The organism is Oceanobacillus jordanicus, from assembly GCF_022095695.1.
GTDB lineage: Bacteria > Bacillota > Bacilli > Bacillales > Amphibacillaceae > Oceanobacillus_B > Oceanobacillus_B jordanicus.
Genome location: NZ_JAIFZM010000021.1, coordinates 1 through 23,677 on the forward strand (window position 1 = coordinate 1; position 23,677 = coordinate 23,677).

The 23,677-nt window shown below is 39.7% G+C and carries 24 protein-coding genes and 2 other annotated features; of the genes, 9 read left to right on the forward strand and 15 right to left on the reverse strand.

The annotated features are described in order from the left end of the window. On the forward strand, positions 1-542 hold a 542-nt coding region (locus K3T81_RS17750; RefSeq protein ID WP_238021786.1), incomplete at its 5' end, for an IS3 family transposase. A 56-nt stretch (positions 543-598) separates the two neighbouring features. On the opposite strand, the gene K3T81_RS17755 is transcribed toward K3T81_RS17750, so the two are convergent. After that, on the reverse strand, positions 599-1,354 hold the full coding sequence (locus K3T81_RS17755) for a hypothetical protein (protein WP_238021793.1): 756 nt from the start codon (positions 1,352-1,354) through the stop codon (positions 599-601). A 94-nt stretch (positions 1,355-1,448) separates the two neighbouring features. Between K3T81_RS17755 and K3T81_RS17760 the strand changes: the two genes are divergently transcribed. Then, positions 1,449-3,029, forward strand: a complete 1,581-nt coding sequence (locus K3T81_RS17760) for a peptide chain release factor 3 (RefSeq protein WP_106895526.1) — start codon at positions 1,449-1,451, stop codon at positions 3,027-3,029. Between the two features lie 95 nt (positions 3,030-3,124). Here K3T81_RS17760 and K3T81_RS17765 read toward each other — a convergent pair whose 3' ends face one another. Both K3T81_RS17765 and helD read right to left on the reverse strand, forming a co-directional pair. Beyond that, the gene (locus K3T81_RS17765; RefSeq protein WP_238021803.1) at positions 3,125-3,499 is read right to left on the reverse strand and encodes a hypothetical protein; all 375 of its coding nucleotides are present in this window, start codon (positions 3,497-3,499) and stop codon (positions 3,125-3,127) included. Between the two features lie 526 nt (positions 3,500-4,025). Further along, a complete protein-coding gene (helD, locus tag K3T81_RS17770; protein ID WP_238021813.1) occupies positions 4,026-6,344 on the reverse strand; it encodes an RNA polymerase recycling motor HelD in 2,319 nt (772 codons plus the stop codon). 354 nt (positions 6,345-6,698) lie between these two features. On the opposite strand from helD, the gene K3T81_RS17775 reads away from it, so the two are divergent. Together K3T81_RS17775 and K3T81_RS17780 are read left to right on the forward strand one after the other, a co-directional pair. After that, on the forward strand, positions 6,699-6,929 hold the full coding sequence (locus K3T81_RS17775) for a hypothetical protein (RefSeq protein WP_106895523.1): 231 nt from the start codon (positions 6,699-6,701) through the stop codon (positions 6,927-6,929). A 191-nt stretch (positions 6,930-7,120) separates the two neighbouring features. Next, entirely contained in the window at positions 7,121-7,366 is a 246-nt protein-coding gene (locus K3T81_RS17780) for a hypothetical protein (RefSeq protein ID WP_238021821.1), read from the forward strand. 70 nt (positions 7,367-7,436) lie between these two features. On the opposite strand, the gene qoxD is transcribed toward K3T81_RS17780, so the two are convergent. The 5 genes from qoxD to thrS all read right to left on the reverse strand — a co-directional run bounded on the left by qoxD (position 7,437) and on the right by thrS (position 13,782). Further along, positions 7,437-7,721, reverse strand: coding sequence for a cytochrome aa3 quinol oxidase subunit IV (gene qoxD, locus K3T81_RS17785; RefSeq protein WP_036576949.1), 285 nt, complete (start codon positions 7,719-7,721; stop codon positions 7,437-7,439). Next, on the reverse strand, positions 7,722-8,318 hold the full coding sequence (gene qoxC, locus K3T81_RS17790; protein ID WP_058950361.1) for a cytochrome aa3 quinol oxidase subunit III: 597 nt from the start codon (positions 8,316-8,318) through the stop codon (positions 7,722-7,724). Beyond that, the gene (qoxB, locus tag K3T81_RS17795; protein ID WP_238021829.1) at positions 8,318-10,264 is read right to left on the reverse strand and encodes a cytochrome aa3 quinol oxidase subunit I; all 1,947 of its coding nucleotides are present in this window, start codon (positions 10,262-10,264) and stop codon (positions 8,318-8,320) included. Before qoxB ends, qoxC begins: the two co-directional genes overlap by 1 nt. Positions 10,265-10,434: 170 nt before the next feature. Then, positions 10,435-11,364 (reverse strand): cytochrome aa3 quinol oxidase subunit II, encoded by a 930-nt coding sequence (gene qoxA, locus K3T81_RS17800; protein ID WP_036576943.1) that lies wholly within the window; start codon positions 11,362-11,364, stop codon positions 10,435-10,437. Positions 11,365-11,868: 504 nt separating this feature from the next. After that, on the reverse strand, positions 11,869-13,782 hold the full coding sequence (gene thrS, locus K3T81_RS17805; RefSeq protein ID WP_238021839.1) for a threonine--tRNA ligase: 1,914 nt from the start codon (positions 13,780-13,782) through the stop codon (positions 11,869-11,871). Positions 13,783-13,824: 42 nt separating this feature from the next. Next, positions 13,825-14,044 (reverse strand) — a binding site (T-box leader). 132 nt (positions 14,045-14,176) lie between these two features. Further along, positions 14,177-14,395 (reverse strand) — a binding site (T-box leader). A gap of 373 nt (positions 14,396-14,768) precedes the next feature. Here thrS and K3T81_RS17810 point away from each other — a divergent pair. Further along, entirely contained in the window at positions 14,769-15,509 is a 741-nt protein-coding gene (locus K3T81_RS17810) for a tryptophan-rich sensory protein (protein ID WP_238021841.1), read from the forward strand. A gap of 1 nt (position 15,510) precedes the next feature. Here K3T81_RS17810 and K3T81_RS17815 read toward each other — a convergent pair whose 3' ends face one another. Both K3T81_RS17815 and K3T81_RS17820 read right to left on the reverse strand, forming a co-directional pair. Beyond that, positions 15,511-16,359 carry a DUF72 domain-containing protein gene (locus K3T81_RS17815; RefSeq protein ID WP_238021843.1) on the reverse strand — a complete coding sequence of 283 codons (849 nt, stop codon included), beginning with the start codon at positions 16,357-16,359 and terminating at the stop codon, positions 15,511-15,513. Positions 16,360-16,466: 107 nt separating this feature from the next. Beyond that, complete coding sequence (locus K3T81_RS17820; RefSeq protein WP_238021851.1) at positions 16,467-17,045, reverse strand: NAD(P)H-dependent oxidoreductase; 579 nt, start codon at positions 17,043-17,045, stop codon at positions 16,467-16,469. Positions 17,046-17,200: 155 nt separating this feature from the next. Here K3T81_RS17820 and K3T81_RS17825 point away from each other — a divergent pair, with 155 nt between their 5' ends. From K3T81_RS17825 to K3T81_RS17835, 3 genes are read left to right on the forward strand one after another with little or no spacing between them, the layout of a single operon-like run. Beyond that, positions 17,201-18,232, forward strand: a complete 1,032-nt coding sequence (locus K3T81_RS17825) for an AraC family transcriptional regulator (protein WP_238021854.1) — start codon at positions 17,201-17,203, stop codon at positions 18,230-18,232. 45 nt (positions 18,233-18,277) lie between these two features. After that, positions 18,278-18,634: a DUF488 domain-containing protein gene (locus tag K3T81_RS17830; protein ID WP_238022052.1), complete on the forward strand. Its 357-nt coding sequence runs from the start codon at positions 18,278-18,280 to the stop codon at positions 18,632-18,634. Between the two features lies 1 nt (position 18,635). Beyond that, on the forward strand, positions 18,636-18,932 hold the full coding sequence (locus K3T81_RS17835; protein ID WP_238021868.1) for an MGMT family protein: 297 nt from the start codon (positions 18,636-18,638) through the stop codon (positions 18,930-18,932). Positions 18,933-19,025: 93 nt separating this feature from the next. On the opposite strand, the gene K3T81_RS17840 is transcribed toward K3T81_RS17835, so the two are convergent. From K3T81_RS17840 to K3T81_RS17850, 3 genes are all read right to left on the reverse strand, one after another. Continuing rightward, positions 19,026-19,661 (reverse strand): HAD family hydrolase, encoded by a 636-nt coding sequence (locus tag K3T81_RS17840; protein ID WP_238021870.1) that lies wholly within the window; start codon positions 19,659-19,661, stop codon positions 19,026-19,028. Positions 19,662-19,724: 63 nt separating this feature from the next. Continuing rightward, on the reverse strand, positions 19,725-20,285 hold the full coding sequence (locus K3T81_RS17845) for a GNAT family N-acetyltransferase (protein WP_238021872.1): 561 nt from the start codon (positions 20,283-20,285) through the stop codon (positions 19,725-19,727). A gap of 15 nt (positions 20,286-20,300) precedes the next feature. Continuing rightward, positions 20,301-20,936, reverse strand: a complete 636-nt coding sequence (locus K3T81_RS17850) for a serine hydrolase family protein (protein WP_238021881.1) — start codon at positions 20,934-20,936, stop codon at positions 20,301-20,303. A 274-nt stretch (positions 20,937-21,210) separates the two neighbouring features. Between K3T81_RS17850 and K3T81_RS17855 the strand changes: the two genes are divergently transcribed. Continuing rightward, the gene (locus K3T81_RS17855) at positions 21,211-21,822 is read left to right on the forward strand and encodes a YitT family protein (RefSeq protein WP_238021890.1); all 612 of its coding nucleotides are present in this window, start codon (positions 21,211-21,213) and stop codon (positions 21,820-21,822) included. A 43-nt stretch (positions 21,823-21,865) separates the two neighbouring features. Here K3T81_RS17855 and K3T81_RS17860 read toward each other — a convergent pair whose 3' ends face one another. Further along, complete coding sequence (locus tag K3T81_RS17860) at positions 21,866-23,107, reverse strand: MFS transporter (RefSeq protein ID WP_161464478.1); 1,242 nt, start codon at positions 23,105-23,107, stop codon at positions 21,866-21,868. A gap of 25 nt (positions 23,108-23,132) precedes the next feature. Further along, on the reverse strand, positions 23,133-23,633 hold the full coding sequence (locus K3T81_RS17865) for a DUF3231 family protein (protein WP_238021898.1): 501 nt from the start codon (positions 23,631-23,633) through the stop codon (positions 23,133-23,135). Between the last annotated feature and the right edge of the window lie 44 nt (positions 23,634-23,677).

The window sequence follows — 23,677 nt, forward strand, 5'->3', positions numbered from 1 at the left end:
CAAATCTCTTAAACCAGAATTTCACTGTAGACGCTCCTAATAAAGCCTGGGTCACAGATATTACGTATATTTGGACAATAGAGGGATGGCTTTATTTAGCGTCGGTTATAGACTTGTTTTCCAGGAAAATGGTGGGATGGAGTATGGCACCTAATATGAAAAAGGAATTGCCATTAGCTGCTTTAAAAATGGCCATAGCTACCCGCCAGCCTGGTGAAGGGCTCATACACCATTCTGATCGAGGGTCACAATATTGTTCACATGGATATATGGAATTGTTAAAAGAAAGGAAAATGAAAGTAAGCATGAGTAGAATTGGAAACCCTTATGATAATGCTTGTATAGAGTCTTTTCATGCGACGTTAAAAAAAGAACTTGTATACAGAGTCCGGTTTGAGAAGCGCGCTGAGGCCATGAGAGCCGTTAATTACTATATTAGTAATCGTTACAATGAGAAAAGAAGACACTCAACTCTAGGGTACTATTCTCCTAATCACTTTGAACGTCATTACAAAAACAACATACTGAAAAAAACCTCTTAAACAAACCAATTGTGATGAATAAGTACAAAGTGTGGTTTTTACTTTGTACTTATTCATCACGCAGCAAACGAAGTGCGGTAGTGTTTTTCATTAAACAAGCACCATTTTAAAATGTCTATTTTCTTGACAGAAGTCCAGATTGAAACTGCCTCGCCGTTGATTGGGCCTCTTTTATGATTGATTGAACCTGCCTCGCCGTTGATTGGACCTCTTCTATGATTGATTGAATTAGCATTGTCGTTGATTGGGCCTCTTCTATGATTGATTGAAACAGCTTTGTCGTTGATTGGACCTCTTCTATGATTGATTGAAACAGCTTTGTCGTTGATTGGACCTCTTCTATGATTGATTGAACCTGCCTCGCCGTTGATTGGGCCTCTTCTATGATTGATTGAAACTGCCTCGCCGTTGATTGGGCCTCTTCTATGATTGATTGAATCAGCCTTGTCGTTGATTGGGCCTCTTCTACGATTGATTGAAACTGCCTCGCCGTTGATTGGGCCTCTTTTATGATTGATTGAATCAGCTCTGTCGTTGATTGGACCTCTTTTACGATTGATTGAAACAGCCTTGTCGTTGATTGGACCTCTTCTATGATTGATTGAAACAGCTTTGGCGTTGATTGGCCCTCTTCTATGATTGATTGAACCTGCCTCGCCGTTGATTGGGCCTCTTTTATGATTGATTGAAACAGCTTTGGCGTTGATTGGCCCTACTTTATGGTCGATTGAAACCGAATATTGATTGATTGGGCCCGATAATATGCCTTCACAACAATAAGCTTGTTGAAAGGAGGCATGGTTTGCTATCATATAAAAAGATCAATTAAAGGAGAATCATCCAATGTAAAAAATCCCGTGAAACAACGTACTTATAAAAAATTATATTAAAGAAGGGATTTTATATATGAGCTTACATGATGAAGTGCAAAAAAGACGGACGTTCGCCATCATTTCCCACCCAGATGCGGGAAAAACAACCTTAACGGAAAGGTTGCTTTTATTTGGCAATTTGATTCGTTCTGCAGGCACAGTAAAAGGGAAAAAGACAGGCAAATACGCAACCTCAGATTGGATGGAAATAGAAAAACAACGTGGTATTTCTGTTACATCTAGTGTAATGAATTTTCCATATAAAGATTTCCAGGTCAACATTTTGGACACACCTGGACACGAAGACTTCAGTGAGGATACGTACCGAACACTTACTGCAGTAGACAGTGTTGTCATGATCATTGATGCAACAAAAGGAATCGAAGCGCAGACTAAGAAGCTTTTTAAGGTTTGCCGCATGCGAGGGATCCCTATTTTTACGTTTATTAATAAAATGGATCGCGAAAGCAGGGAGCCACTTGATCTTATGGAAGAGATTGAGGAAGTACTCGACATTGAAACCTACCCTATGAATTGGCCAGTAGGCATGGGAAAACAATTCCTTGGTATTTTTGATCGTCAAGGTAAGCAGTTTATTCAATTTAATGGGAATGAAGAGGAAAACTCCATTCCCTATGAGGCTTTAAACAATGAAGAACATGCAGAGTTACGTTCCCAATCAGGCTATAAGGTCGCCAAAGATGAGTTGGAACTACTTGATGAAGCTGGGGACTCCTACTCCCTAGACGCTGTTATGGCCGGGGAACAAACACCTGTATTTTTCGGAAGTGCACTAGCACCATTTGGTGTTCAAACATTCTTTGACACGTTTATTTCCATGGCTCCTGCACCTGTTCCTCGGAAATCAACAGAGGGGCTTATCCAACCTGATGAGGAAGAATTTTCAGGTTTTATCTTTAAAATTCAAGCAAATATGAACCCTGCACATCGGGACCGTGTGGCGTTCCTGCGAGTTTGCTCCGGAAAATTTGAACGTGGTATGAGTGTAAAGCTGGCTAGGGCCAACAAGGTGATAAAGCTTTCGCAGACCCAGCAATTCGTTGCCTCATCGAGAGATACGGTTGAAGTGGCGTATGCCGGTGACATTATTGGAATTTATGATCCCAACATCTACCGAATCGGAGACACCTTGGTTTCCGGTAAAAAACAATTTGATTATGATGAACTCCCTCAATTTCCACCAGAATTATATAAAAAGGTAACAGCTAAGAATGTTATGAAGGGAAAACAGTTTAACAAAGGTATTGAGCAGCTTGTACAAGAAGGGGCTATTCAATTATTTAAAGGGTATCGCAATGATGCACGTATTATTGGTGCTGTTGGTGAATTACAATACGAAGTATTCCAACACAGAATGAAGGCGGAATATAATACGGAGGTTATGCTAGAGTCTATCGGCGAGCGTATCCCAAGATGGTTAAATGAGAACGAATTAGACCCCTCTATTTTCGATGAGCGTAGTATGCTCGTGCAAGACAGAGAGGGCAATTATGTAGCATTATTTAAGAACGATTTTGCTTTAAATTGGTTTCATGATAAATATCCAAAGGTTGAACTCATTGATCTATTTGAATCCAACCAATATAATCAATAAAAATTTAGTATAGTAAAAAGGCTGCCTCTTTGTCGGGAAGACAAATGGCAGCCCTTTTTTCATATGCAACCTTAACAAGTATGTTGAAGGTGCTATTACAATTTAAAATCAGGAATCCCCATGAACTCTAGAGATTCTTCCAGACTGGAAAAGGCACGTAGCGAATCATAGGCGCCCGCACTTTTAGATAGCCGGTTTAACTGGTTTTTCCACGCCTCATTAGTTGCGATGGTACCGGTTTTTTCAACATTGCTACCAATCCAGCTCATTAATTCACCCCATACTTCGTTTACCTCAGGTTTTGAATTCTGGATAGCGCTATTATCATTTAGAAATTTAGTAACGCCAGGCTGACTTAATACGCGTTTTACTTCCTCCGCCTGCTGTTCTGCTTCTCCTACAGTCTCTGCCATTTCATAATACTTGAAAAATAGCACGTCCTTGTAAATTTTCATTTCATACTTTTCCATCACTTTTCCCCTCTTTTTTTCCATAATAAATCTAATAATATGTGTAATGCATGAATTGCTATTAGGAATCCCTGCATATAAATTCAATATTTGCTGCTTCATCTCTATTTTGTTGGGCCAGTGTCTTCTAGTTACATAGAGGTTTTTCTTGCCAACTTTTACAGATATCCAACTATAAACCACTGGATTAGACCCAAAGTCAATCATAACATTAACCTGTGTAATTATGTATGTAGAAACTCTCTCTTATCACCTGTCCAAATATTACCAATTAGAGGGCCTTCTTTTACTATCGGTTATTAGAAATGAACAATTAAATGAAAACCTTTTTATATCGTGCTTATAAGGGGTAGTTATGGTAAATATTACAGAATTATGAACAACATAGAAAAAACAATTTCATGTCGGTTTCAAAAAATAGCAGTACTCACCCACCCTATATGTAAAAAGAAAAGACCAAATCACATCGATTTGGCCTGCTAATTACTATGTTATTTTCAAAGGTTTAATTTAAAATCAGACTTGCTTATTTTTCAATCTCGTCCTCTACAATTTCGTACGTGTCTACCTTCGCCTCTTTGATGAAGTGACACGGTTCTTCACCGGAAATGATCGTCAAATCATGCATCGCTCTTGTACAAGCGGTATAAAACAATGTTCGATCCTTTTCCTTATAATGGCTAGAGGATCCGTCAGGGATAATTACAGCATCAAACTCAATACCCTTAGCTAAATATACTGGGAGCACAATGAAACCCTTAGAGAAACCGTACGTCTCTTCGGTTATTTGTGTAACAGGTACGACTTCTTTTAGTTCCTTGTAGACACGCTCTGTTTCCTGTACTGTTTTACAAATAACCGCAATCATCTCGTGCCCTTTCTCTAAATAAGCAGATCTCTCTGTTAGAATAGCACGGGAGCTGTGGGACGGATCGGTTAGTCGAAGTAACGTGGGTTTGGCACCATCACGGTTAAATGCCTCGATCTCTTCCTCACCAGGAGCAAATGCTTTAGTAAACTCTGTTATTTGTTTGGTCGACCGATAGCTTTTCGTAAGTGTAATTCGCTCGTGTTCAGATTCTTGTATGCCAGGTACAAGTGGGTTTTCCTTTGTTACATTAACATAAATAGCCTGGTTGATGTCACCAAGTAATGTTATGCGAGTATAGGGAAAGAGATGTCTAATAAAAGCAAACTGAAAGGATGAATAATCCTGTGCTTCATCAATTAATAGCTGACGCACTGCACGCTCTTGTTTATCCCCAATGAGTTTACCTTTAAAATAAAGGTATGGTGCTGCATCCTCCCAGGTCAGGTGGTTATCGGAAAAGTCATCTATCGTTTGCTCACAAATCGCATTCCAGTTCTTCGGAGTATTTTCCAGCTCTCTTGTGGTTGAAAACAGCAGTCGGAAGTTTTTTGCAACGTGCACAAAATCAAAATTCTCTATTTGTTTGCGCAAAGTACCGAACATCTTTCTGACAACTGCCTTACGAAGGACCTTCTCCTCATTCACAAACATATCCTCATCTAATTTTTGAGCTTCATAATACGCTTTTAAATACGCTTCTTTATCAAGCAACTCGACCTTTTCCATTACCCAATCCTTTTTCACTTCCTGCCTCTGAAACTGCTTTAGCTCAATTTGCAGCCATTTTGCAACAATCTCCATTTTATTGACAGGTGTTATGGCTTCATCAAGTGCATAAAAGTACTCGCTGATCTCCTCTTTGGATATTAATATCTCCCCACGGAAGGAAATATTTTTAAATTGCATCCCTTGCATCCGTAGCTGTTCTACATAGATGTCAATCAATTTCTTGAAGTCCAATGTTGCTTTATATTCCATACTACTAAGTCGAGTTTGATAAGCATCACTGTCCTCCTTTGTAAGTACGTACTCCATCTGTTCAAAAGGGGATTCTACAGTAAAGCCTTCTCCAATTCCCTCCCTTAGATACTCAAGAAAAGTGGTCTGTCTAACATTCGCTTCCCCCAACTCTGGAAGAACATTTCGAATATACCCAGTGAATAAAGGGTTCGGCGAAAAAAGAACGACGTTTTCAGGGTTTAACTCCTCCCGGTATCGGTACATTAAGTAAGCAATCCGTTGAAGTGCGGCGGAGGTTTTCCCACTACCTGCCACTCCTTGGACAAGTAGCAATTTACTGCGCTCTTCACGGATAATCCTATTCTGCTCCTTCTGTATGGTAGCTACAATATTTTTCATGTCCGTGCTAGCATTATGTCCGAGTGCTTCTTGAAGCATTTCATCCCCTATCGTGATTCCAGTATCAAATAGACCTTTAAGCATTCCGTCTCGAATAATAAATTGCCGTTTTAATGATATCTCACCTTCTATCGCACTGTTCACGGCATTATACGAAGCATTACCCAAGGCATAATCGTAATAAAGGCTTGATATAGGTGCACGCCAATCATAAACAAGAAAATCTTCATCCTGTCTATCCAAAAAGGAAGATATTCCAATATAGAGTTTCTCTACCTGATCATCACCGTGTTCCTTAAAATCAATACGACCAAAATATGGAGACTTCTTCATTCGCTTTAATACTTTCAGCTCATCACCAATTTTTCCATGAAATCTTTCTTTTTCTGCTAAAAATTCGGCCTGCTGTTTTATACTGGCTTGTGTTTCAATGACATCATCCGGTTCATCAAGGTTGACGGTAACATCATCCCAAAAGGTTTTTCTTAGTTCAATTACATCTTCCTTTAAACCCGTCGCCTTAGAATATAATGCTGTTTCTTTACGCTCGATTTCCTTTAGCACATAATCTATACGTTCTTGTTCTTCCATTCGGTCCTTTGGTCCCACGCTCATTACATCAACTCCAGTTCATTTTCGGAATATATATAGTTGACTTTACTTATAGTTAATGATACAATATATTTGGAGATAATATACGTTTAGATTAACAAATAAGTAACTAATTAAGCTTACCATCTTTTGCGGTACACTGCAATAATTACTTTTTATGGTTTTTTGTCGATTAAACTATCTTATATACGTTTAAGTAAAAGTAGCAAATCCGTTATTTGCTACTTTTTTTGTACTCTTTTTCAAAATACTGAACTCGAAAACCCATTCACCATAATATATTTCACATTTTTGACACAAACTATTTGACAACTTTGTGAACAAGGTGAATAATATAATTATGGGAGGATGATTTCTATGAAAACAGGTAAGAAAATGTTAAATGCCGTTAAAATTGCAGGGTCAACTGTACTTACACTTGGGATCGTCATCTTTTTATATGGATTTTTCGTAAGCGATTACAGTGCAATCACAGGCATTGGCATTGGTACAATCATGGGGGCAGTATTCATCTTTTTAATGGGTGTGTTTTTTGTAGCAACGGAAGAGGTTTTAGAAAAATTTAGCAAACCGAAAATCCTTAAATAGGGAGCGCATCAGGCGTTCCTTTTTGTTTGGAAAAAATCATACACTTTCCTATACATATTTCCGTTTTTAAGTGTTGTTTTTACAATCTCTGTTTTTCCTTTCTTGTAAAACGGGTAGAGTCTAAGTAGAGAAGTTTAAATTATTTTAGCCTCTTACACCATAGAAAGAATTTAACAGGGAAGGATGATAATATGAAACAACGAATTAAAATTATACGTGCCGTCAAATATACTGGCGCTGTCATCTTGACAGCAGGCATATTGATATTCTTATATGGCTTTTTCATTAGTGATAAGAGTCTTTGGACTGGTATTGGAATCGGAACCGTAATGGGAGCAGTTTTCCTCTTCTTGATGGGTGTGTTTTTCGTTGGAACAGAAGAAAAAATAAAAGAGCGTTATGGTAGGTTGGAATCTAAAACCAAGGATTCAAAATAAATTTTGGCATAACAGGGTGAATTACTATTGAAAAAAGGAGTGCTCGTTAAGAGCACTCCTTTCGTAATCCTTACATATATCCCCAAATTAATGCTAGTAATGAACCGAAGACTGTCACTACTGCAATAAAAACACCGTAATAAACATTAGATAGAATTAAACCACTATCCTCTGATTCTCTAGCATGCATGAACACCATTAATTGCAACATTGCTTGAACAAACGCTGTGACAAGTAAGATTGTCATGCCTAGTGCGAACGACATATCTACGAAGTATACCAATAAAGCAACGGCTGTTAAGACAAGGGAAAATACAAATCCCATTACCTGTTTTAGTGGAAATAATTCCTTCATTTACATCATTCCTTTCAGATAGATGAAGCTGAAAATAAAGATCCAAACAACATCTAGAAAGTGCCAATAAAGAGAGAATATAAAGGATTTATTTGCAGTTTCAGGTGTGAAACCACGTTTTGCAACCTGTATCAGGATAAATAATCCCCAGAACAAGCCTAATGTAACGTGTAATCCGTGTGTTCCTATCGTTGTTAACAATGCAGACGTGAAGGCACTTACTGTTATGCCAGCTCCTTCATGGATGTAATGATTAAACTCATAGATCTCCATACTAAGGAATCCTGCACCAAGAACAAGCGTGATGATAAAGAATGTCATCATCGCTTTCTTGTTTTTAAGCCTCATTGCATGCACTGCTAAACCAACGGTAAAACTACTTGTAAGCAGTAAGATTGTTTCGATTAATACTGGTGACAATTCAAAGATTTCTGCTCCACTCGGTCCACTTCCATGACGTCCTTCTAATGTAAAGTAGGAAGCAAACAAAGTACCAAAGAGCATAATTTCTGCTCCAATAAAGATCCAGAAACCTAATATATTTAAACGACCCTGTTCAGAGCTATACTCTAACGGCTGCGAGTGATCCAATTTCATTATTTTCCACCTCGCAATTCAGATTCTGTTTTTTCAATTTCCTCAACAGGTATGTGATACCCGTGATCCTGCTCAAAGGAACGATGAACTAAGCATGCGACAATACCTAACAAGGCAATAGCAACACCAATCCATATGCTAAATATAAAGGAGAACCCAAGAACAAAGAACAGTGAACTCATAATAAATGGCACACCACTATTATTCGGCATGTGGATTTCTTTCAATTTTCCACTAAATAGCTTATGGCCGTTATATTTGGAATCCCAGAATGCTTCACTTGAATTCACTTGAGGAACTTCCGCAAAGTTATATTCCGGTACTGGTGTACTTGTTGCCCATTCAAGAGAACGTGCATCCCAAGGGTCGCTTCCGATATCTCTTGAAGCATAGCGAGTACTGTAATAGATATTGTAAACAATGATGATAAACCCAATAGCTAACATCACTGCGCCAGCAAATGACAGCATATTCCAAAAGCCAAAGCCTGTGGATTCAGAATAGGTATACATACGGCGTGCCTGACCATCTAACCCGGATATAAACATCGGGAAGAATGCTACACATGTACCGATTGAAATAAACCAAAATGCCCACTTACCAATTCGTTCGTTTAGCATAAAGCCAAACATCTTAGGCCACCAGTATGTTAGACCAGCCAGCATCGCAAATACTACACCTGGAATAATAACTAAGTGGAAATGCGCTACAAGGAACATTGTGTTGTGATATTGGTAATCAGCTGCTGACATACCAAGCATAACACCTGTTACCCCACCTATTGTGAAGATAGGTAAGAATCCTAGTGAGTACATCATCGGAACTGTAAATCGGATACTCCCTTTATATAAGGTGAATAACCAGTTAAAGATTTTAATACCTGTTGGAACAGCAATTGCCATTGTGGTAATAGAGAAAATACTGTTAACCATTGCTCCCTGACCCATCGTAAAGAAGTGATGGACCCATACTACGAACGATAGAACCGAGATAATTACCATTGAAGCAACCATCGATTTGTATCCATATAAATTACGCCTTGCAAAGGTAGAAATGATTTCACTATAAACACCGAATGCTGGAAGCACTAATATATATACCTCCGGATGTCCCCAAACCCAGAACAGGTTGGCCCATAGCATATCCATTCCACCATTACCTGTTGTGAAGAATTGCGTGCCGAATAAACGGTCCATTGTTCCCATTGCAAGTGCAACAGTAAGAACAGGGAATGCAAAGGTAATGATTAAGTTGGTTATCAATGCAGACCAGGTAAACATCGGCATCTTCATAAGCTTCATGCCTGGTGCACGCATTTTAAGAATTGTTACAATAAAGTTAATACCCGTTATTAAGGTACCTATACCCGCAATCTGAATGGCTATCATATAGTAATTCGTTCCGACCGACGGGCTAAACTCATTACCTGCCAACGGAAAATATGATGTCCAACCAGAGCTTGGCGAACCACCAATAACAAAGGACAAGTTAAATAACATCGCGCCCATAAAATAAAGCCAAAAGCTTAGTGCGTTTAAACGCGGAAATGCTACATCTCGTGCACCAATCTGTAATGGTACAACAAAGTTCATTAAGGCAATAATAAACGCCATTGCCATGAATATGATCATAACAACACCGTGTGTTGTAAATATCTCATTATAATGTTGCGAGTCGAGCAACTGAGCGTCCGGTGTAGCTAACTGTGCACGCATCATCAGTGCGTCAACGCCTCCACGGAAAAGCATAAGGAGCGCAGAAATTAAATACATAATACCAATACGCTTATGGTCAACGGTTGTTAGCCATTCGCGCCATAGATAACCCCATTTTTTAAAGAACGTTAAACCAGCGACAATTGCAAGTAGGGTAATCCCAATTGCAACCATGGAGGCATATATAATCGGACTTGGATGAGGTATCGCAAAACGTTCAAAGAACTCCATATTTTTTACTCCTTTCAAACCTGCTATAAAGTGAAACTCCATTTAAAAAGGACTGATCGAATAGTCAACCGCCTTTTCTCTTAAAAAACTTCACATGCTCAGGCCGGCATGGCAGCACATACGCTGACACACGCCGACCTTATTGTTTAAAACTAGGACATTACTTTCAATTAGTGTTCATGATCTTGCTCGGAATGGTCACTGTGTTCTTCATCTGAATGGTCAGAATGCTCATCATGGCTTTCTTCTGAATCTCCACCATGATTATGACCACCATGCTCCCCTTCTGGTGCAGGCATGAACTCTAGGTGTGTACCTGTGAAGGTTTGTTGACCAAGATGGCCTGGTTCCAGAAGTTCTTCAAACTTATCTTCTGTTATTGGGTCTGCAGTCGTTTGCACTTCCTCCACCCATTCATCAAACTCATCTGGTGAGACGGCATTTACATTGAACGTTTGCTCTGCAAATCCTTCCCCACTAAAGTTAGCATTTCTACCAGAATATTCACCAGGAACATCTGCTGCTAGATGAAGCGTTGTTACCATATCGGACATCGCGTACTTCTGTCCACCCAATTGTGGTACCCAGAAAGCACTTATTGGGCCGTATGAATACAATCTAAATTCAAGCGGGCGATCTGTTGGTACATAAAGATAATTCATTGTTTCTATGTTTTCTTCCGGATAGCTAAAATGCCATTTCCAATCAGAAGAAGATGCGTAAACAACGAGCGGTTCTTCATCATACCCTTCTGGTGTTGCTTCAACCTTGTAGTTACTCTCTACCGATACAAAAGAAAGATAGGCTACAATCAGAACAGGAATCCCTACACAGATTGCCTCAACCCATACATTACCTTCAATATGTGGCGGCTTATAATCCTCGGGCTGTTTAGACGCACGATATTTAACCAGCATAAAAATTAAAATTGCAAAGACTGCAATGACAATAAACGACATAATTCCAATGGAAAGTAAGATAACATCTGCCTGCGTCTGTGCTTGTGGTCCCTTTGGATCCAATACAGCTAATGGCTCACAGCCTGTTAATACAGTAAGTACAGTGAGGATAGCTGCTAGTATCATCCATTTTATTTTCATAGAGATACTCCTTCCTTATAAATTAGCTATATTCTAAAACTACAAAACTATTATTGTTACAAACTTCACAAACATATTATTATATTAATACCAGATAAGGAGAAAAACAATTAAAAAGTATTTTCTGTCATAAAATGTTCATGGAAATTAGAACAAAAAGTGAACATTTTACAGATGGGGTTTCATAAGCACTTTTAGAAGAGAACATTAGCCCTGACAGGTTAGCTCAATTCAGGGTTAGCTCGGTCGATTGGAACGTGTTTCTGGTTGATTCACTCGCTATTGTGGTTGATTGGGAGGCGTTTCTAGTCGATTCACTTGCTATTGTGGTCGATTGGATATCCTTTTGTCTATTCACTCCCCCTTCTCACAAAAACAAAAACTCCGCCATCAATCTCTACTAATTTCCGTAAAAAAAGCCAACCCTATAAGGCTGGCCTCTTTTTGTACCAAAATCCGATCCATTCTAATATATTTTAAACCAAACGCTTTGTCCCAAAGTTATCACAATACCCGTTTCGCCACTTGCTCCTCCAGTAACTCTTTAAAATTATGGAAGGCCAATTGCTCTGTTTCTTTCACGCCATATTGTCGTACTGTAACATCCCCGCTCTCTATTTCTTCATCTCCAATGACAAGTGCATAGGGAACTTTCTTTATTTGGGCTTCCCTTATTCTGTATCCTAGCTTCTCATTACGTTCATCTATGTGAACCCTGATTCCTTGTTGTCGCAATTCACCCTGAAGCTTTAAACAATAATCTACATGTACTGCAGCAACAGGAAGTAATTGCACTTGCACAGGTGCCAGCCAGACAGGAAATGCCCCGGCAAAATGCTCGATAAGAATTCCAAAGAAACGATCAATCGAACCGTATATGGCGCGATGTATAACCACTGGCCTCTCCTTTTCCCCTTTTTCGTTAATATATGTGAGGTCAAATTTTTCCGGCATTTGAAAATCGAGTTGAATAGTGGCGCACTGGTGGCTTCGCTTTAATGCATCTTTTATGTGAAAATCAATTTTCGGACCATAAAACGCGCCATCTCCCTCATTCACCTGGTATGCGACACCCATTTGCTTAAGCACATTTTCTAAAGAATTTTCTGCATGATCCCAGAGCTCATCAGACCCGAGCGATTTCTCTGGACGTGTTGATAGCTCAACAGTATACGAAAAGCCAAATGCCCGGTACATAGCATCCACTAACCGAATTGCAGCCTTTACTTCCTCTTCAATCTGATCCTCCCTTACGAAGAGGTGGGCATCATCTTGGCAAAAGGAACGAACTCGAAGCATTCCATTCAAGGCACCACTGTACTCATGCCTGTGAACCTGGCCAAATTCTGCCATCCGTATTGGTAAGTCTCTATAGGAATATAAGTTATTTTTGAAAATAAGCATATGGCCTGGGCAGTTCATTGGTTTCATCGCAAACTTTGTATTGTCTACTTCAGAGAAATACATATTCTCTTTATAATGATCCCAATGGCCAGATTGTTCCCATAACCGCTGATTCATCATAAATGGTGTCCGAACCTCTTCGTAACCAGCTTTTGTTTGTAATTCTCTTGAAAATGCTTCTAATTCATTTCGGATGATTTGACCTTTTGGTAAGTAAAATGGCATGCCTGGTGCTTCCTCTGAAAACATGAACAGCTCTAATTGTTTCCCTAACTTCCGGTGGTCACGTTTTTCCGCTTCTTCACGTAATTGAAGATATTCCTCCAGCTCCTTGTTTTTACGAAATGCTACCCCATACACCCGCTGCATCACTTCACCATTCTGATCACCCTTCCAGTATGCGCCGGACACATGTGTTAGTTTAAAGGCTTTTACCAAACCAGTTCGTGGGAGGTGTGGTCCACGGCATAAATCGATAAACTCCCCTTGCTGGTAGATGGAAATCTCAGCACCCTCCTCTAAATCTTCAAGGATATCCAACTTAAAGGATTCCCCCTTTTGTTCAAATAGCTTTCTCGCCTCTTGATACGATAACACTCTCCGTTTTATTTCCAGGTTTTCTTTAATAATGCTGTTCATTTCTTTCTCAATCATTTTCAGATCCTCATGCGATAAACTCTTTGTTAGCTTGACATCATAATAGAAGCCATCTTCAATGACTGGTCCAATCCCTAACTTCACATCACCAAAGCAGTGTTTTAATGCTTGTGCCAAGATATGTGCTGTACTATGACGCAGCACATCTAATGCCTCCTCGTCCTCTAGTGTTAAAATTGATAACGGACCACCTTTCCCAAGAGGCTGCGCCATATCTACAAGCTGCCCATCAACCTTTCCTACTATCGCTCTCTTTGCCAAACTTGAACTAATAGATGCGGCGATCTCCTGAATTGTGATCCCTTTTGAATAGCTTTGGACTTGCCCATCTGGAAATTGAACGCTTATTTTCTCCATAAAAATTCCTCCTTTAGATATTAAAAAACGCACTCATCCCAATAAAGGGACGAGTGCGTTTACTCGTGGTTCCACCCAACTTCCCAATGAAAAACTTCATTGGCTTTGGACGCTTTAACGCAGCGTAGACGGTATTGGTTACTCTACTTTCCCCAATACGGCTCCAAGGTGGTGTATTATTTTCCATCACTGGGAAGTTCGCAGCAATTCTTCCCTCTCTGTCAGCTGTAAAAATAATACCTATCCTTTTCCTAGCATTTTTTTATTAGTAAACTTGCCATCGATCGATTTGGCACGATTGTGTACTTGAGTCTTCAAAATGTTACGACGTTGTCTTTTGTTCCATGGCTATAAGTTATATTTTCCTAACATAAAAAAACACATCTATCCCGGTATAAGGGACGAATGTGTATGTTCGTGGTTCCACCCAATTTCCCAATGAAAGATTCACTGGCTTTGGTTGCTTTAACGCAGCAATTACGGTATTGGTTACTCAATTTCCCCGATACAGCTCCGAGGTGGTACATTTATTTCCCTGCGTTAGGAAGTTTCCAGCAAGCCTTCCCTCTCTGATAACTGGCAAAATAATGCATTTCCTCTTCTTCACTACTTATAGAGGTTGTTCAAAAAATCCGTTAAAAATGACACATCGGTACTGATGACCTTCGACTAAATTCCGACACGTCCTGTGTCGAACGTCGAAGTCACCACATCCTGTGGAAGCTCGTTGGCTTGCTTTTCCGTTCCTCACGTATTAATTGCATACGTTCCGGTACTCAAAGCTACGCCGCCTCGAACTTCTCGGTCCTTTTTATCCTCCTTTTTGAACACGCACTTATAACTAATTTTTATATATGCTATTACAAATACTTGAAAAAGGCAATACCTTTTTTCAAAAATTCGAAATGCCCTTACGAAGTCTTGTTTTACTTCTTGGCTAGACAGGGAAGAGTTGAGAAAAAGGAACCGCTCTAGGAGGAGTTATTATGCATCCGTGGAAAATTTCACTTATATATCTACTCTTTTTCGCTGGTATGATTTTTGTGAATTATTCTGTTGGATCCCAAGTAGGTCAAGTTGCCAATCAGGATCCAGCCCTTATCCAGCCAGCTGGGTATGCATTTTCAATATGGGGACTCATCTATTTACTTTTGTTCATTTGGATTATAAAAGGTTTTTTCGCTCGCGACCCAAAAGCAGATCTTTACAGAGAGCTACGTTTTATGATTCCCTTAAATTTTGTATTAAACAGCTTATGGATTATTACCTTCACCCAGCAGATGATTCTGTTATCAGCAGGCATTATTATTTTATTATTAATTTCACTAGTAGGGATTTATCAAAAGGTACACCAACATAAAGCCAGCAATACGTGGGACTATGCACCTTTTTCAATCTATACTGGATGGGTATCTTTAGCCAGTATCGTAAATGTTTTCACTTATATAGAACGAAGTAACGCGCTTTCCTTTATTGGGATAGGAGAAGCAGGTTGGACGCTCGTTGTGGTACTCGGGATTAGCTTGGTTGCTATCTCCCTCATTCTCTATCAAAGGGATCTGTTTTACCCACTCGTGTTAATTTGGACGTTTAATGCGATTATGATAAATTCACAGCAAAACACACTACATTGGGTGCTCATTGGCTGTATCATCATTGTGAGTGCGTTTATTTTATACAGCCTCTTCACAAGACTTAAAAGACGGAGGCACAGAATTTTTAGCTAGACTAAAACAAATCCATCTGCCTAGGTGCTAGACCCTCGAATTCAATGCCCAGCATTTGCTGAAAAGTCTTTGCATTGTCTGCTGCATCGCCACCCGAATTATTGTTAAATAGAACGACAATATCTTTCGTTTGCTTGCTTAGCTGAAGGATGCGCTCCTTCCATTCCAGCAGTTCTTGCTCATTATAGTTATATAAATAGCGAACTTCTCTCCAATTTGCATCCTTAGGCTTGTTCCAGCCATAGAGGTTTCGACCATGCATGCGAATTAAGGTCACCTTCTCATCTGTCGCAACAGGAATGATTGGTACGGAGCCATCCCCTGCTTGGGGTTCATCTACAATCGAGTGAATCCAACCTTCCGCTGTCATAAATTCAAGTGTTTGGTCTCTAAACCTTTTTTCAAACCAAGTTTGGTTACGGAATTCTAAGGCTACAGGGATGTCGCCCATCTGCTTTTTACAAAAACGTAAATAATCGACATTTTCCTTTTTACAGGTAAACCATGGTGGAAATTGAAAAAGAACCATCGCTAATTTGTTTGCCTGTAAATAGGGCTTTAGGGAGTCTATAAATGCTTGAAACATCTCCGTTTTAGAGGAGAATTGGTTTTCCTCCCCACGCTGATGTCCTGTCATTCCTTGATATGCCTTCACGATAAAACGGAAATTATCAGGTGTCTCCTTTACCCATTTCCTTGCATTTTTTTCTGGCTGAATGGCATAGAAAGAACTGTCCACCTCTACAACGGGAAAGTGACTGCTGTATTCTTGTAGTTTATCCTTTGGTTTCATTTGTTGAGGATATAATGCATGATGGTCCCCCCAGCCTGTTAATCCTATGTATATCATTGCCATCCCTCCTAAAGATAGGATAATGCAAGAAATCATGAAAAAACAAGCAGCAAGAGTCTGGCTCTTTTCTTTGTCGTTGTCTTATGAATTAAATTGATACACTATTATGAGTGCTTTTGCCCAAGCCGCTCTACTCTCCTCAACCATGTAGCACGTTTATAATCTGTAGAATTTTTAACTGGAGTTATTTCGGTTATCCGTACTGGTTTTATACCACAAAAATCCAATACATTGCGTTTCATTACCTGATGTCCAGCACGCCGGTAAACCAAACGGTTGTACCAGGATGGTGTGTCCATCGTTACAATAAGGTGGGCTGTTTTTCCAGTCAATAGTTTATCCCAAAGGGCAGAACCTTCCCGATAGCGAAAAGCAAATCCTGGAAGAAACACCCGATCAATAAATCCTTTTAATAAAGCAGGCATGGCCCCCCACCAAGTCGGATACACAAAAACCAAATGGCTCGCCCATTCAATCCATTCCCGAGCCTTAATCAAATCAACTTCCAATTCCGTTCGTTTTCTATACCCATATTTTAGATTTGGTTCAAAATTTATTGTGCTTAAATCAATGAAGCGCACCTCACCCGTAGCTCCTGCTCCCTCTTTGTATGCCTCGGATAAACTCCTACAAAAACTCTCCGGATCTGGATGGCCATTTATAATCAGAATCTTTTCTTTCAAAATCCTTCCTCCTTTTTACATTTCATCGAATTAAAATTTGTAAAACCATGCCCTAGAAGTATTGCTACAAAAAGCATAGAATAGTTTTATAGACAAAGAAATGATGAATAGCGCAATAAACATGTTGATATGCGCAAAGTAGAGGAGAGAGAGGTATGACGGCTTTCGGTGTTTCCATCTCAATGGTTTATCCAATAGTAAAATCACTTCACAGACATGGTATAAAAGAGGAGCAGCTATTCGGTATGGTGGATATGAACCCTGAACTTCTTCGTGATGTGGATACACGGATTGAAGCGATGGATTTAGAAAAGTTAATGCATGCCGCAGCTTCCTGTACAGAGGATGCATTTTTTGGTTTACACCAAGGAGAAAATATTGCCTTTGAGGACATGGGAGTACTAGGGTATGTTATGTTGCATTCGAAAACAATCGGTGATGCACTCCGCGCTTATCAACGATATAACGTCATCTTATATAATGGGTTTAACCTTGATTGGGAGGTAAAAGAAAACAAGCTACAAATCCAGCTGCACTTTCAGCCACACGCTCCTATGTCACGACATTGCATAGAGGATATGGCTAGTTCTGTTTATCACCTCACTTGCAGGCTTAGTAACCGGAAGATCCCTTTGCATTCTGTACAATTTAGCCATGAGAACCCAGGGGACGCGGCAGCCTACGTCTCAACCTTTGGTGTTGAGCCTTCATTTTCAGCCAAAACATCGTCTATATGTATGGATAGAGAAGTTCTTGACTTTCCCGTCTTATATGCTAACCCAAAACTTTTGAGTTTATTTGAAAATGTAGCCAAAAAGGATAGCAAAGCAATTACACAGGAAAATACCTTGTCCTATCAAATTGTAAAATGGTTAAATGAATGTATGCCTATGTTTTTACCTACCTTGAACCAGACGGCTGATAATTTTGGGGTAAGCTCCCGAACGTTACAAGCAGATCTAAAGGACGAAAACACCTCATATAGTAAGCTTTCCATCGAAGTTCGAAAAGTATTGGCAGAAAGCTACCTTACTGAAGGGGAGCATTCTGTCGGAGACATTGCTTATTTGCTGCATTTTTCTGAACCAAGTGCCTTTCAAAATGCGTTTAAACGCTGGACCGGAGTGTCTCCTGGCAAGTATCGACTTATGGTTGATAATAGTAAGGTTAACCGTTTATCTGAGTGATATTTGGGGTAAATATCAACATTCTTTATACAGGAGTGATTCTAAATCTCTATCGTATTGCAAAGAATCTATGAGGAAGAAAACAAATTAGGTGGCAACCGAGTGTTGGTAGATAGAGTGTGGCCACGCGGTATTTCGAAGGCTGATGCTGGCGTCGACTATTGGGCGAAAGAAGTAGCACCTAGTACAAAGCTTAGAAAATGGTTTGATCATGATCCAGATAAGTTTGATAAATTTAAGCAACTGTATAAGGAAGAATTGGCACAGAATGAAGAACAGCAGGAAGCGCTTGAAAAATTAAAGGAAATAGCGACGAATGAACGACTCGTTTTGTTATACGGAGCTAAAGATAAAAACTATAATCACGTTAATGTGTTAAAGAAAGTATTAGAAGGAGAATAATATGAATAAAGGTTTTTTTGATCAAGTATATGACCTCGTTGCCCAGATCCCTCGAGGACATGTGGTGTCATATTCCCAGGTTGCTGGGATGTTGGAACAGCCACATAATGCTAGAGTAGTCGGGTGGGCGATGAGGCAGTCACCACCTGAACGCAATCTACCAAGCCATCGCGTCGTGAAGAAGTCAGGAGAACTCGCCCCAGGATTTAAGAACCAGCGACACCTCCTTGAGCAAGAAGGTGTCACCTTTGACCAAAAAGGCAGGGTACAAATGAAGCAACATAATTGGAATCGTTAGGGGAAAATTCGATCCGCATCCAGTCCATCTCGCTATTTAAAATAAGATGGACTAAATGAATCTTGAATTTTTCTATGCCAACTATTTCTGTTATTAACCAAATGACTGTGTAAAATCGGATACTTTTTTATATATTTTATCAGGCTTCATTGTAAATTCACTAGATTGGAATTCAGGTAGCCATTGTACTCCTACAGTGGTTACACCTGCCTGCTTTCCCGCTTCAATGTCCGCGTTACTATCTCCGATAAACATTGCTTCGCTCTTCTCGATATTCATATCTCGCAATGTATTAAGAATACCTTCGGGGTTCGGCTTCGCGTTCACCACATCATCTCCAGTAACAATGGAATCAAAAAACGCTTCATCCATTTCTAAGGCATTAAGAGAAATATCCAAACTTTCCCTAGACTTCCCTGTGATGATTGCCAGTTTATACCCGCGCTCTTTAAGCATTTGGATCATGTCCGTAACTTCCTGATTCGGCTCTACTAACGCTTTATGATTTTTCTCATAAATTTCAAGAAATAGGTCAACTGCCTTCTCCTTATCTGAATGTTGCAGGTTACCCCGAATAATCTCTGGCTCGGGAGGACCAAACATATTCTTAACATCTTCATCCGAGAGATCTTTTCCATCATACGTGTTGAACACCTGTTGAAAGGCATAGAAACTAACAGGTAGTGTATTCGCTAATGTCCCATCAAAATCAAATAAAATGGCTTTCATCTCGCTTCACCCCTGTCAAAATGTTAATAGTACTATTAAACTTGGTACTACCACTTTTGCGTGTTACATAGACTCATAGTCGCTTTTTAATAGGGAATACATATATAGGTCATCAAACTTTTTTCCATTAAACTCATAACTTCTTAGCAAGCCTTCCTTAATAAAACCAGTTCGTTCGACAAGCTTACATGATGCCACGTTTGGCGGTTCAATTAATGCTTCAATGCGTTGTAAATTCATTTCACCAAACCCGTATTTCAATATCGCTTCAATTGCCTCACTTGCTATACCTTTTCCCCAAAATTGCTTATCTAACTCATAACCGATTTGGGAGCGAGAATGTTGCGCCACATAGTTTAGAAAACCAAAGCTGCCAATTACTTCATCCACCCCTTTGATAGTAATCCCCCATCTAACCCCTGTTTTTTTAGCAAATATCGAATCATACCAGGCTATCTCATCGAGTGCCTCTTCTTCCGTTTGAAAAGGCAATAATCCGTAATGCTCCATTACATCCTTATCAGATAGATATTTCAACATGCTCCTAGCATCTGTTTTACGTATTTGCCTCAAAATTAAACGCTCTGTTTCTAGTACAGGAAAATCCTGTAGTACCTTCTCCATAACAAACCCGCTCCTTTATTTACTCGGAAATAGTGTATACGACCATGAATACAAAAAGTCTATGATAAAAACAAGCCCCCATATCACACCAATTGAAAAAATCGTATCATTTGGATAAGGAGATCCTTCCGCTTCGCCTCTTTCTACCCAAGAAAAATCAGTCAGGTACCATTTCACTTCGGCCATACTATCTGTCCCTAAACTCCAAAAGATGGCTTGAGCCACCAGAAAAACAGCCAAATGTATGAGAGAAGAAATACGATATTTTTTTGCCTTATACTTGGGGTCCTTGTCCCTACGGATAATCTCATAGTCTTTCTCTGTTAATAGCTCTACACCACGAAATGTCCCAATCTTCCTGCGCATCCATCGGTCCAACTTCTTAAAATCTGCTATTCCAAAAGTACAAGCATAAATAACAAAAACAGTAACAATGATTAAAAAGCTGGAGATTTCGCCAGTTTCCTGATATACAAATAACCCTAGTAGCGCCTCTGCTGCTAACAAGGCTAAAAATAAGGCGATAAACCCTCTACTAAGCCTTTGTTTATTAAAAAAGTATCTAAAAACGCAAAATAAAAGCAACGATGCTATGGATAGCACCTCTGCCACAATAAAAATCTCCCAGTGATACTGTAATGCAAGTTCCATATGGTTCCCCCTTTAACTATGTAACATCAATAATCCCTCTACCACAATGCATTATTGTGTTATTTTTTCATAGATCTCTATATTCTGACAGGTATATTATATACTAATTACACAATAAAAGGCACCACTATAAAGCCCTTTCACTGATTATATTCCTCACATCGCTGCATAATCTCCTGAGATTTTAAAACATGATTAAAGGCTGGTTTGAATAGGATGATGAAGGGGGTTGTCCTAATGGGCGTTTCATTAGAGCCTCCTTAGGGGGAATCTGATGACACACCTACTAGTAAAAACCATAATCGTTATAACTGGAGGGTCTCTTCAAGGAATGGGAATGGGGCTATTTTTGTTTCCTCATTTCATCCCATCTGGTGGGGCTGGAGGTATTGCAGTATTGTTAACCTATTGGTTCCATCTCAATACAGGGCTTGCCTTATGGCTAGTCAATGCCTCCATGCTTTTGCTTGCGGTAAAATATCTCGGAAAAAGGGTTGCGGTCTGGACCGTTATTGGAATTACGATGACTTCGGTTTCTATCCTTTTTTTTGAACAAACTTTTATTATAGCGAATCGCAATCTTCTCTTGGATTTTTTCTGTGGCTCGTTATTACTTGGCACAGGGATAGGGCTGCTAATGCGACAAGGGGTGTCTAATGGAGGTGTTGGGGTAATTGCCCTGATTGTCTCAAATAAAAGGAGTATCTCTCCAGGACAACCATTATTCTGGATTAATTGCTGTGTTTTTATATTTACAGCCGCCATAATAGATTGGAAAATCATTCTTCTCGCACTTGGAAGCCAATGGATCTCAACAAGAATGGTTAACTTAATATGCCAGTTAGATTTTTATCAAAGTTATACGATTAGTTGGAGAAGGAAATGAGAAACCGCTATGTATTGCGCCCTAAAATAGCCGGGCACATGGCTTAAAAATACGAATAACGAATTGCTGTTTTCTTTTCGTCTTTCCCATCCATCCCCTTTACATGCAGTAAGAAGAAAACAAGGAGACCTACACTAAACGTTAGGGCTGCAACAGAAAGAAACATGCCCGTTCTAGACCAATCCATTAAACGAGTGAAAACAGGTGGACCAAGTGCCACACCAAGAAATCGGACGGAACCGTATAAGGAAGTGACAAAGCCCCTGCGTTCTTTCCCTACTGCTCCTGTGATAATACTATTTACACAAGGCAATACGAGGCCAGTCCCCACACTGCTAATGGCCAGCACGATAAGAAAAGGTATCAGCTTTTCGAAGAAAGTAAGAAGGCTGTAAGATAGCGTCATGAGGACAAGTCCAAGTATTGCTAATCGTTTCATCCTCATTAGATTCTTCCCGATTTTACTCCCCGTAATGTAAGATGTGATGACCATGACAAGTAAAGGAATTGCCAACAGAAGACCTTTGAGCACCCCATCTATCGAGTATTTCGTCTCCAGAACATCGGAAAGGAAGAATAAGATTCCAAATAGAGTAAACAGGCAGACTCCGCCTGCAAGATAGGTCGTAAAGAGCCACCTTCCCTCGTGTTTAAAAACACTTACCAAACCCCTTACATATTTTTTAAACGGTGGAGGAGCTTGTTTAAAGCTTTTTTCTTTAATAAAGAGCCATACGAGGATCAAAGAAAGAAAGCTTATGATGGGAAAAGCAAAAAAGACAAAATACCAGACAGCTAGGGCAATTAAGGACCCAAAAATAGGGGATAAAACCTTACCCAGTCCATTTGATGCTTCAAAAATCCCCAAGACTCTACTTTGTTCGCCACCCTTAAACAAATCTCCCGTCAATGCCATCGCAATTGGTGCTGTTCCTGCTGCTCCAATACCTTGTAATACTCTTCCAATTATGATCCATGTATAAGAATCCGAGAAAACAGCTGCGCCTAATCCCGCTAGTAAACCACCCAAACCAAATAAGAACAGGGATGGAAGAATAATTGCTTTTCTTGAATAGCGATCAGAAAGATATCCTACAATCGGGATAAGAATGGCAGCAGCAATGGAAAACACGGTGATCGTTAAACTAACTTGCATTTGTGATAGCTCTAATGAGGATTTCATTTTAGGAAAAATTGGGATTAACATGGAATTACCAAGTGTCATTATTAAGGGGATTGAACCAATTGCAAGTATTGTCATCCCCTTGTTTGCAGCCTTTACCATCACGTTACTCCTTTACTAAAATCCTTTATTTGGTATTAATTGGCGGATACACAATCCAGCCCTTTTCCTTTGTTAGTGTTAGTAACTTCAGTTCGTATTCTTCCTTTTGCGTATTAAATTCTTCAAACATGGTACGAAGCTTCTCTTGGAAGCTAATTCCGATGATATAACTAGACGACATTCGACCCGCTATAAGCTCCTTTTGCACAAGGGCAGCAATCTCCGGGTCATTAAAGCGTGCTCCAGCCGGGATATCCTGTGTTTCCACATTTGGGCGATCCGGCGGGGCAGGCGGCAGGCGAATCCCAGTCTCCTTCAACAATGTTTCGACTTGTTGTTCTTCCTGGGTAAAACCGTTTTCCAGCACATCCTCCAATAACACCTTTAAATCATTGTCCCCTGTATGATTAATTAAAACCTGCATGGTGACACAAAAGCATTTTGTATTATAAAGATAAGACCACAGGTTATAAACCTCACCAGCGTGAAGCGCCTCCTCTTCTTTGCTGTTATTAAGCTTACTCATTTCTTTCCCTCCCAAGATGTTTTCATTTAATACTTAGATATACA

Coding starts and splice junctions, on each gene's coding strand:
- K3T81_RS17755 (WP_238021793.1), bottom strand. CDS start 1,354: ATGATAGCAAACCATGCCTCCTTTCAACAAGCTTATTGTTGTGAAGGC.
- K3T81_RS17760 (WP_106895526.1), top strand. CDS start 1,449: ATGAGCTTACATGATGAAGTGCAAAAAAGACGGACGTTCGCCATCATT.
- K3T81_RS17765 (WP_238021803.1), bottom strand. CDS start 3,499: ATGGAAAAGTATGAAATGAAAATTTACAAGGACGTGCTATTTTTCAAG.
- helD (WP_238021813.1), bottom strand. CDS start 6,344: ATGAGCGTGGGACCAAAGGACCGAATGGAAGAACAAGAACGTATAGAT.
- K3T81_RS17775 (WP_106895523.1), top strand. CDS start 6,699: ATGAAAACAGGTAAGAAAATGTTAAATGCCGTTAAAATTGCAGGGTCA.
- K3T81_RS17780 (WP_238021821.1), top strand. CDS start 7,121: ATGAAACAACGAATTAAAATTATACGTGCCGTCAAATATACTGGCGCT.
- qoxD (WP_036576949.1), bottom strand. CDS start 7,721: ATGAAGGAATTATTTCCACTAAAACAGGTAATGGGATTTGTATTTTCC.
- qoxC (WP_058950361.1), bottom strand. CDS start 8,318: ATGAAATTGGATCACTCGCAGCCGTTAGAGTATAGCTCTGAACAGGGT.
- qoxB (WP_238021829.1), bottom strand. CDS start 10,264: ATGGAGTTCTTTGAACGTTTTGCGATACCTCATCCAAGTCCGATTATA.
- qoxA (WP_036576943.1), bottom strand. CDS start 11,364: ATGAAAATAAAATGGATGATACTAGCAGCTATCCTCACTGTACTTACT.
- thrS (WP_238021839.1), bottom strand. CDS start 13,782: ATGGAGAAAATAAGCGTTCAATTTCCAGATGGGCAAGTCCAAAGCTAT.
- K3T81_RS17810 (WP_238021841.1), top strand. CDS start 14,769: ATGCATCCGTGGAAAATTTCACTTATATATCTACTCTTTTTCGCTGGT.
- K3T81_RS17815 (WP_238021843.1), bottom strand. CDS start 16,359: ATGATATACATAGGATTAACAGGCTGGGGGGACCATCATGCATTATAT.
- K3T81_RS17825 (WP_238021854.1), top strand. CDS start 17,201: ATGACGGCTTTCGGTGTTTCCATCTCAATGGTTTATCCAATAGTAAAA.
- K3T81_RS17835 (WP_238021868.1), top strand. CDS start 18,636: ATGAATAAAGGTTTTTTTGATCAAGTATATGACCTCGTTGCCCAGATC.
- K3T81_RS17840 (WP_238021870.1), bottom strand. CDS start 19,661: ATGAAAGCCATTTTATTTGATTTTGATGGGACATTAGCGAATACACTA.
- K3T81_RS17845 (WP_238021872.1), bottom strand. CDS start 20,285: ATGGAGAAGGTACTACAGGATTTTCCTGTACTAGAAACAGAGCGTTTA.
- K3T81_RS17850 (WP_238021881.1), bottom strand. CDS start 20,936: ATGGAACTTGCATTACAGTATCACTGGGAGATTTTTATTGTGGCAGAG.
- K3T81_RS17855 (WP_238021890.1), top strand. CDS start 21,211: ATGACACACCTACTAGTAAAAACCATAATCGTTATAACTGGAGGGTCT.
- K3T81_RS17860 (WP_161464478.1), bottom strand. CDS start 23,107: ATGGTAAAGGCTGCAAACAAGGGGATGACAATACTTGCAATTGGTTCA.
- K3T81_RS17865 (WP_238021898.1), bottom strand. CDS start 23,633: ATGAGTAAGCTTAATAACAGCAAAGAAGAGGAGGCGCTTCACGCTGGT.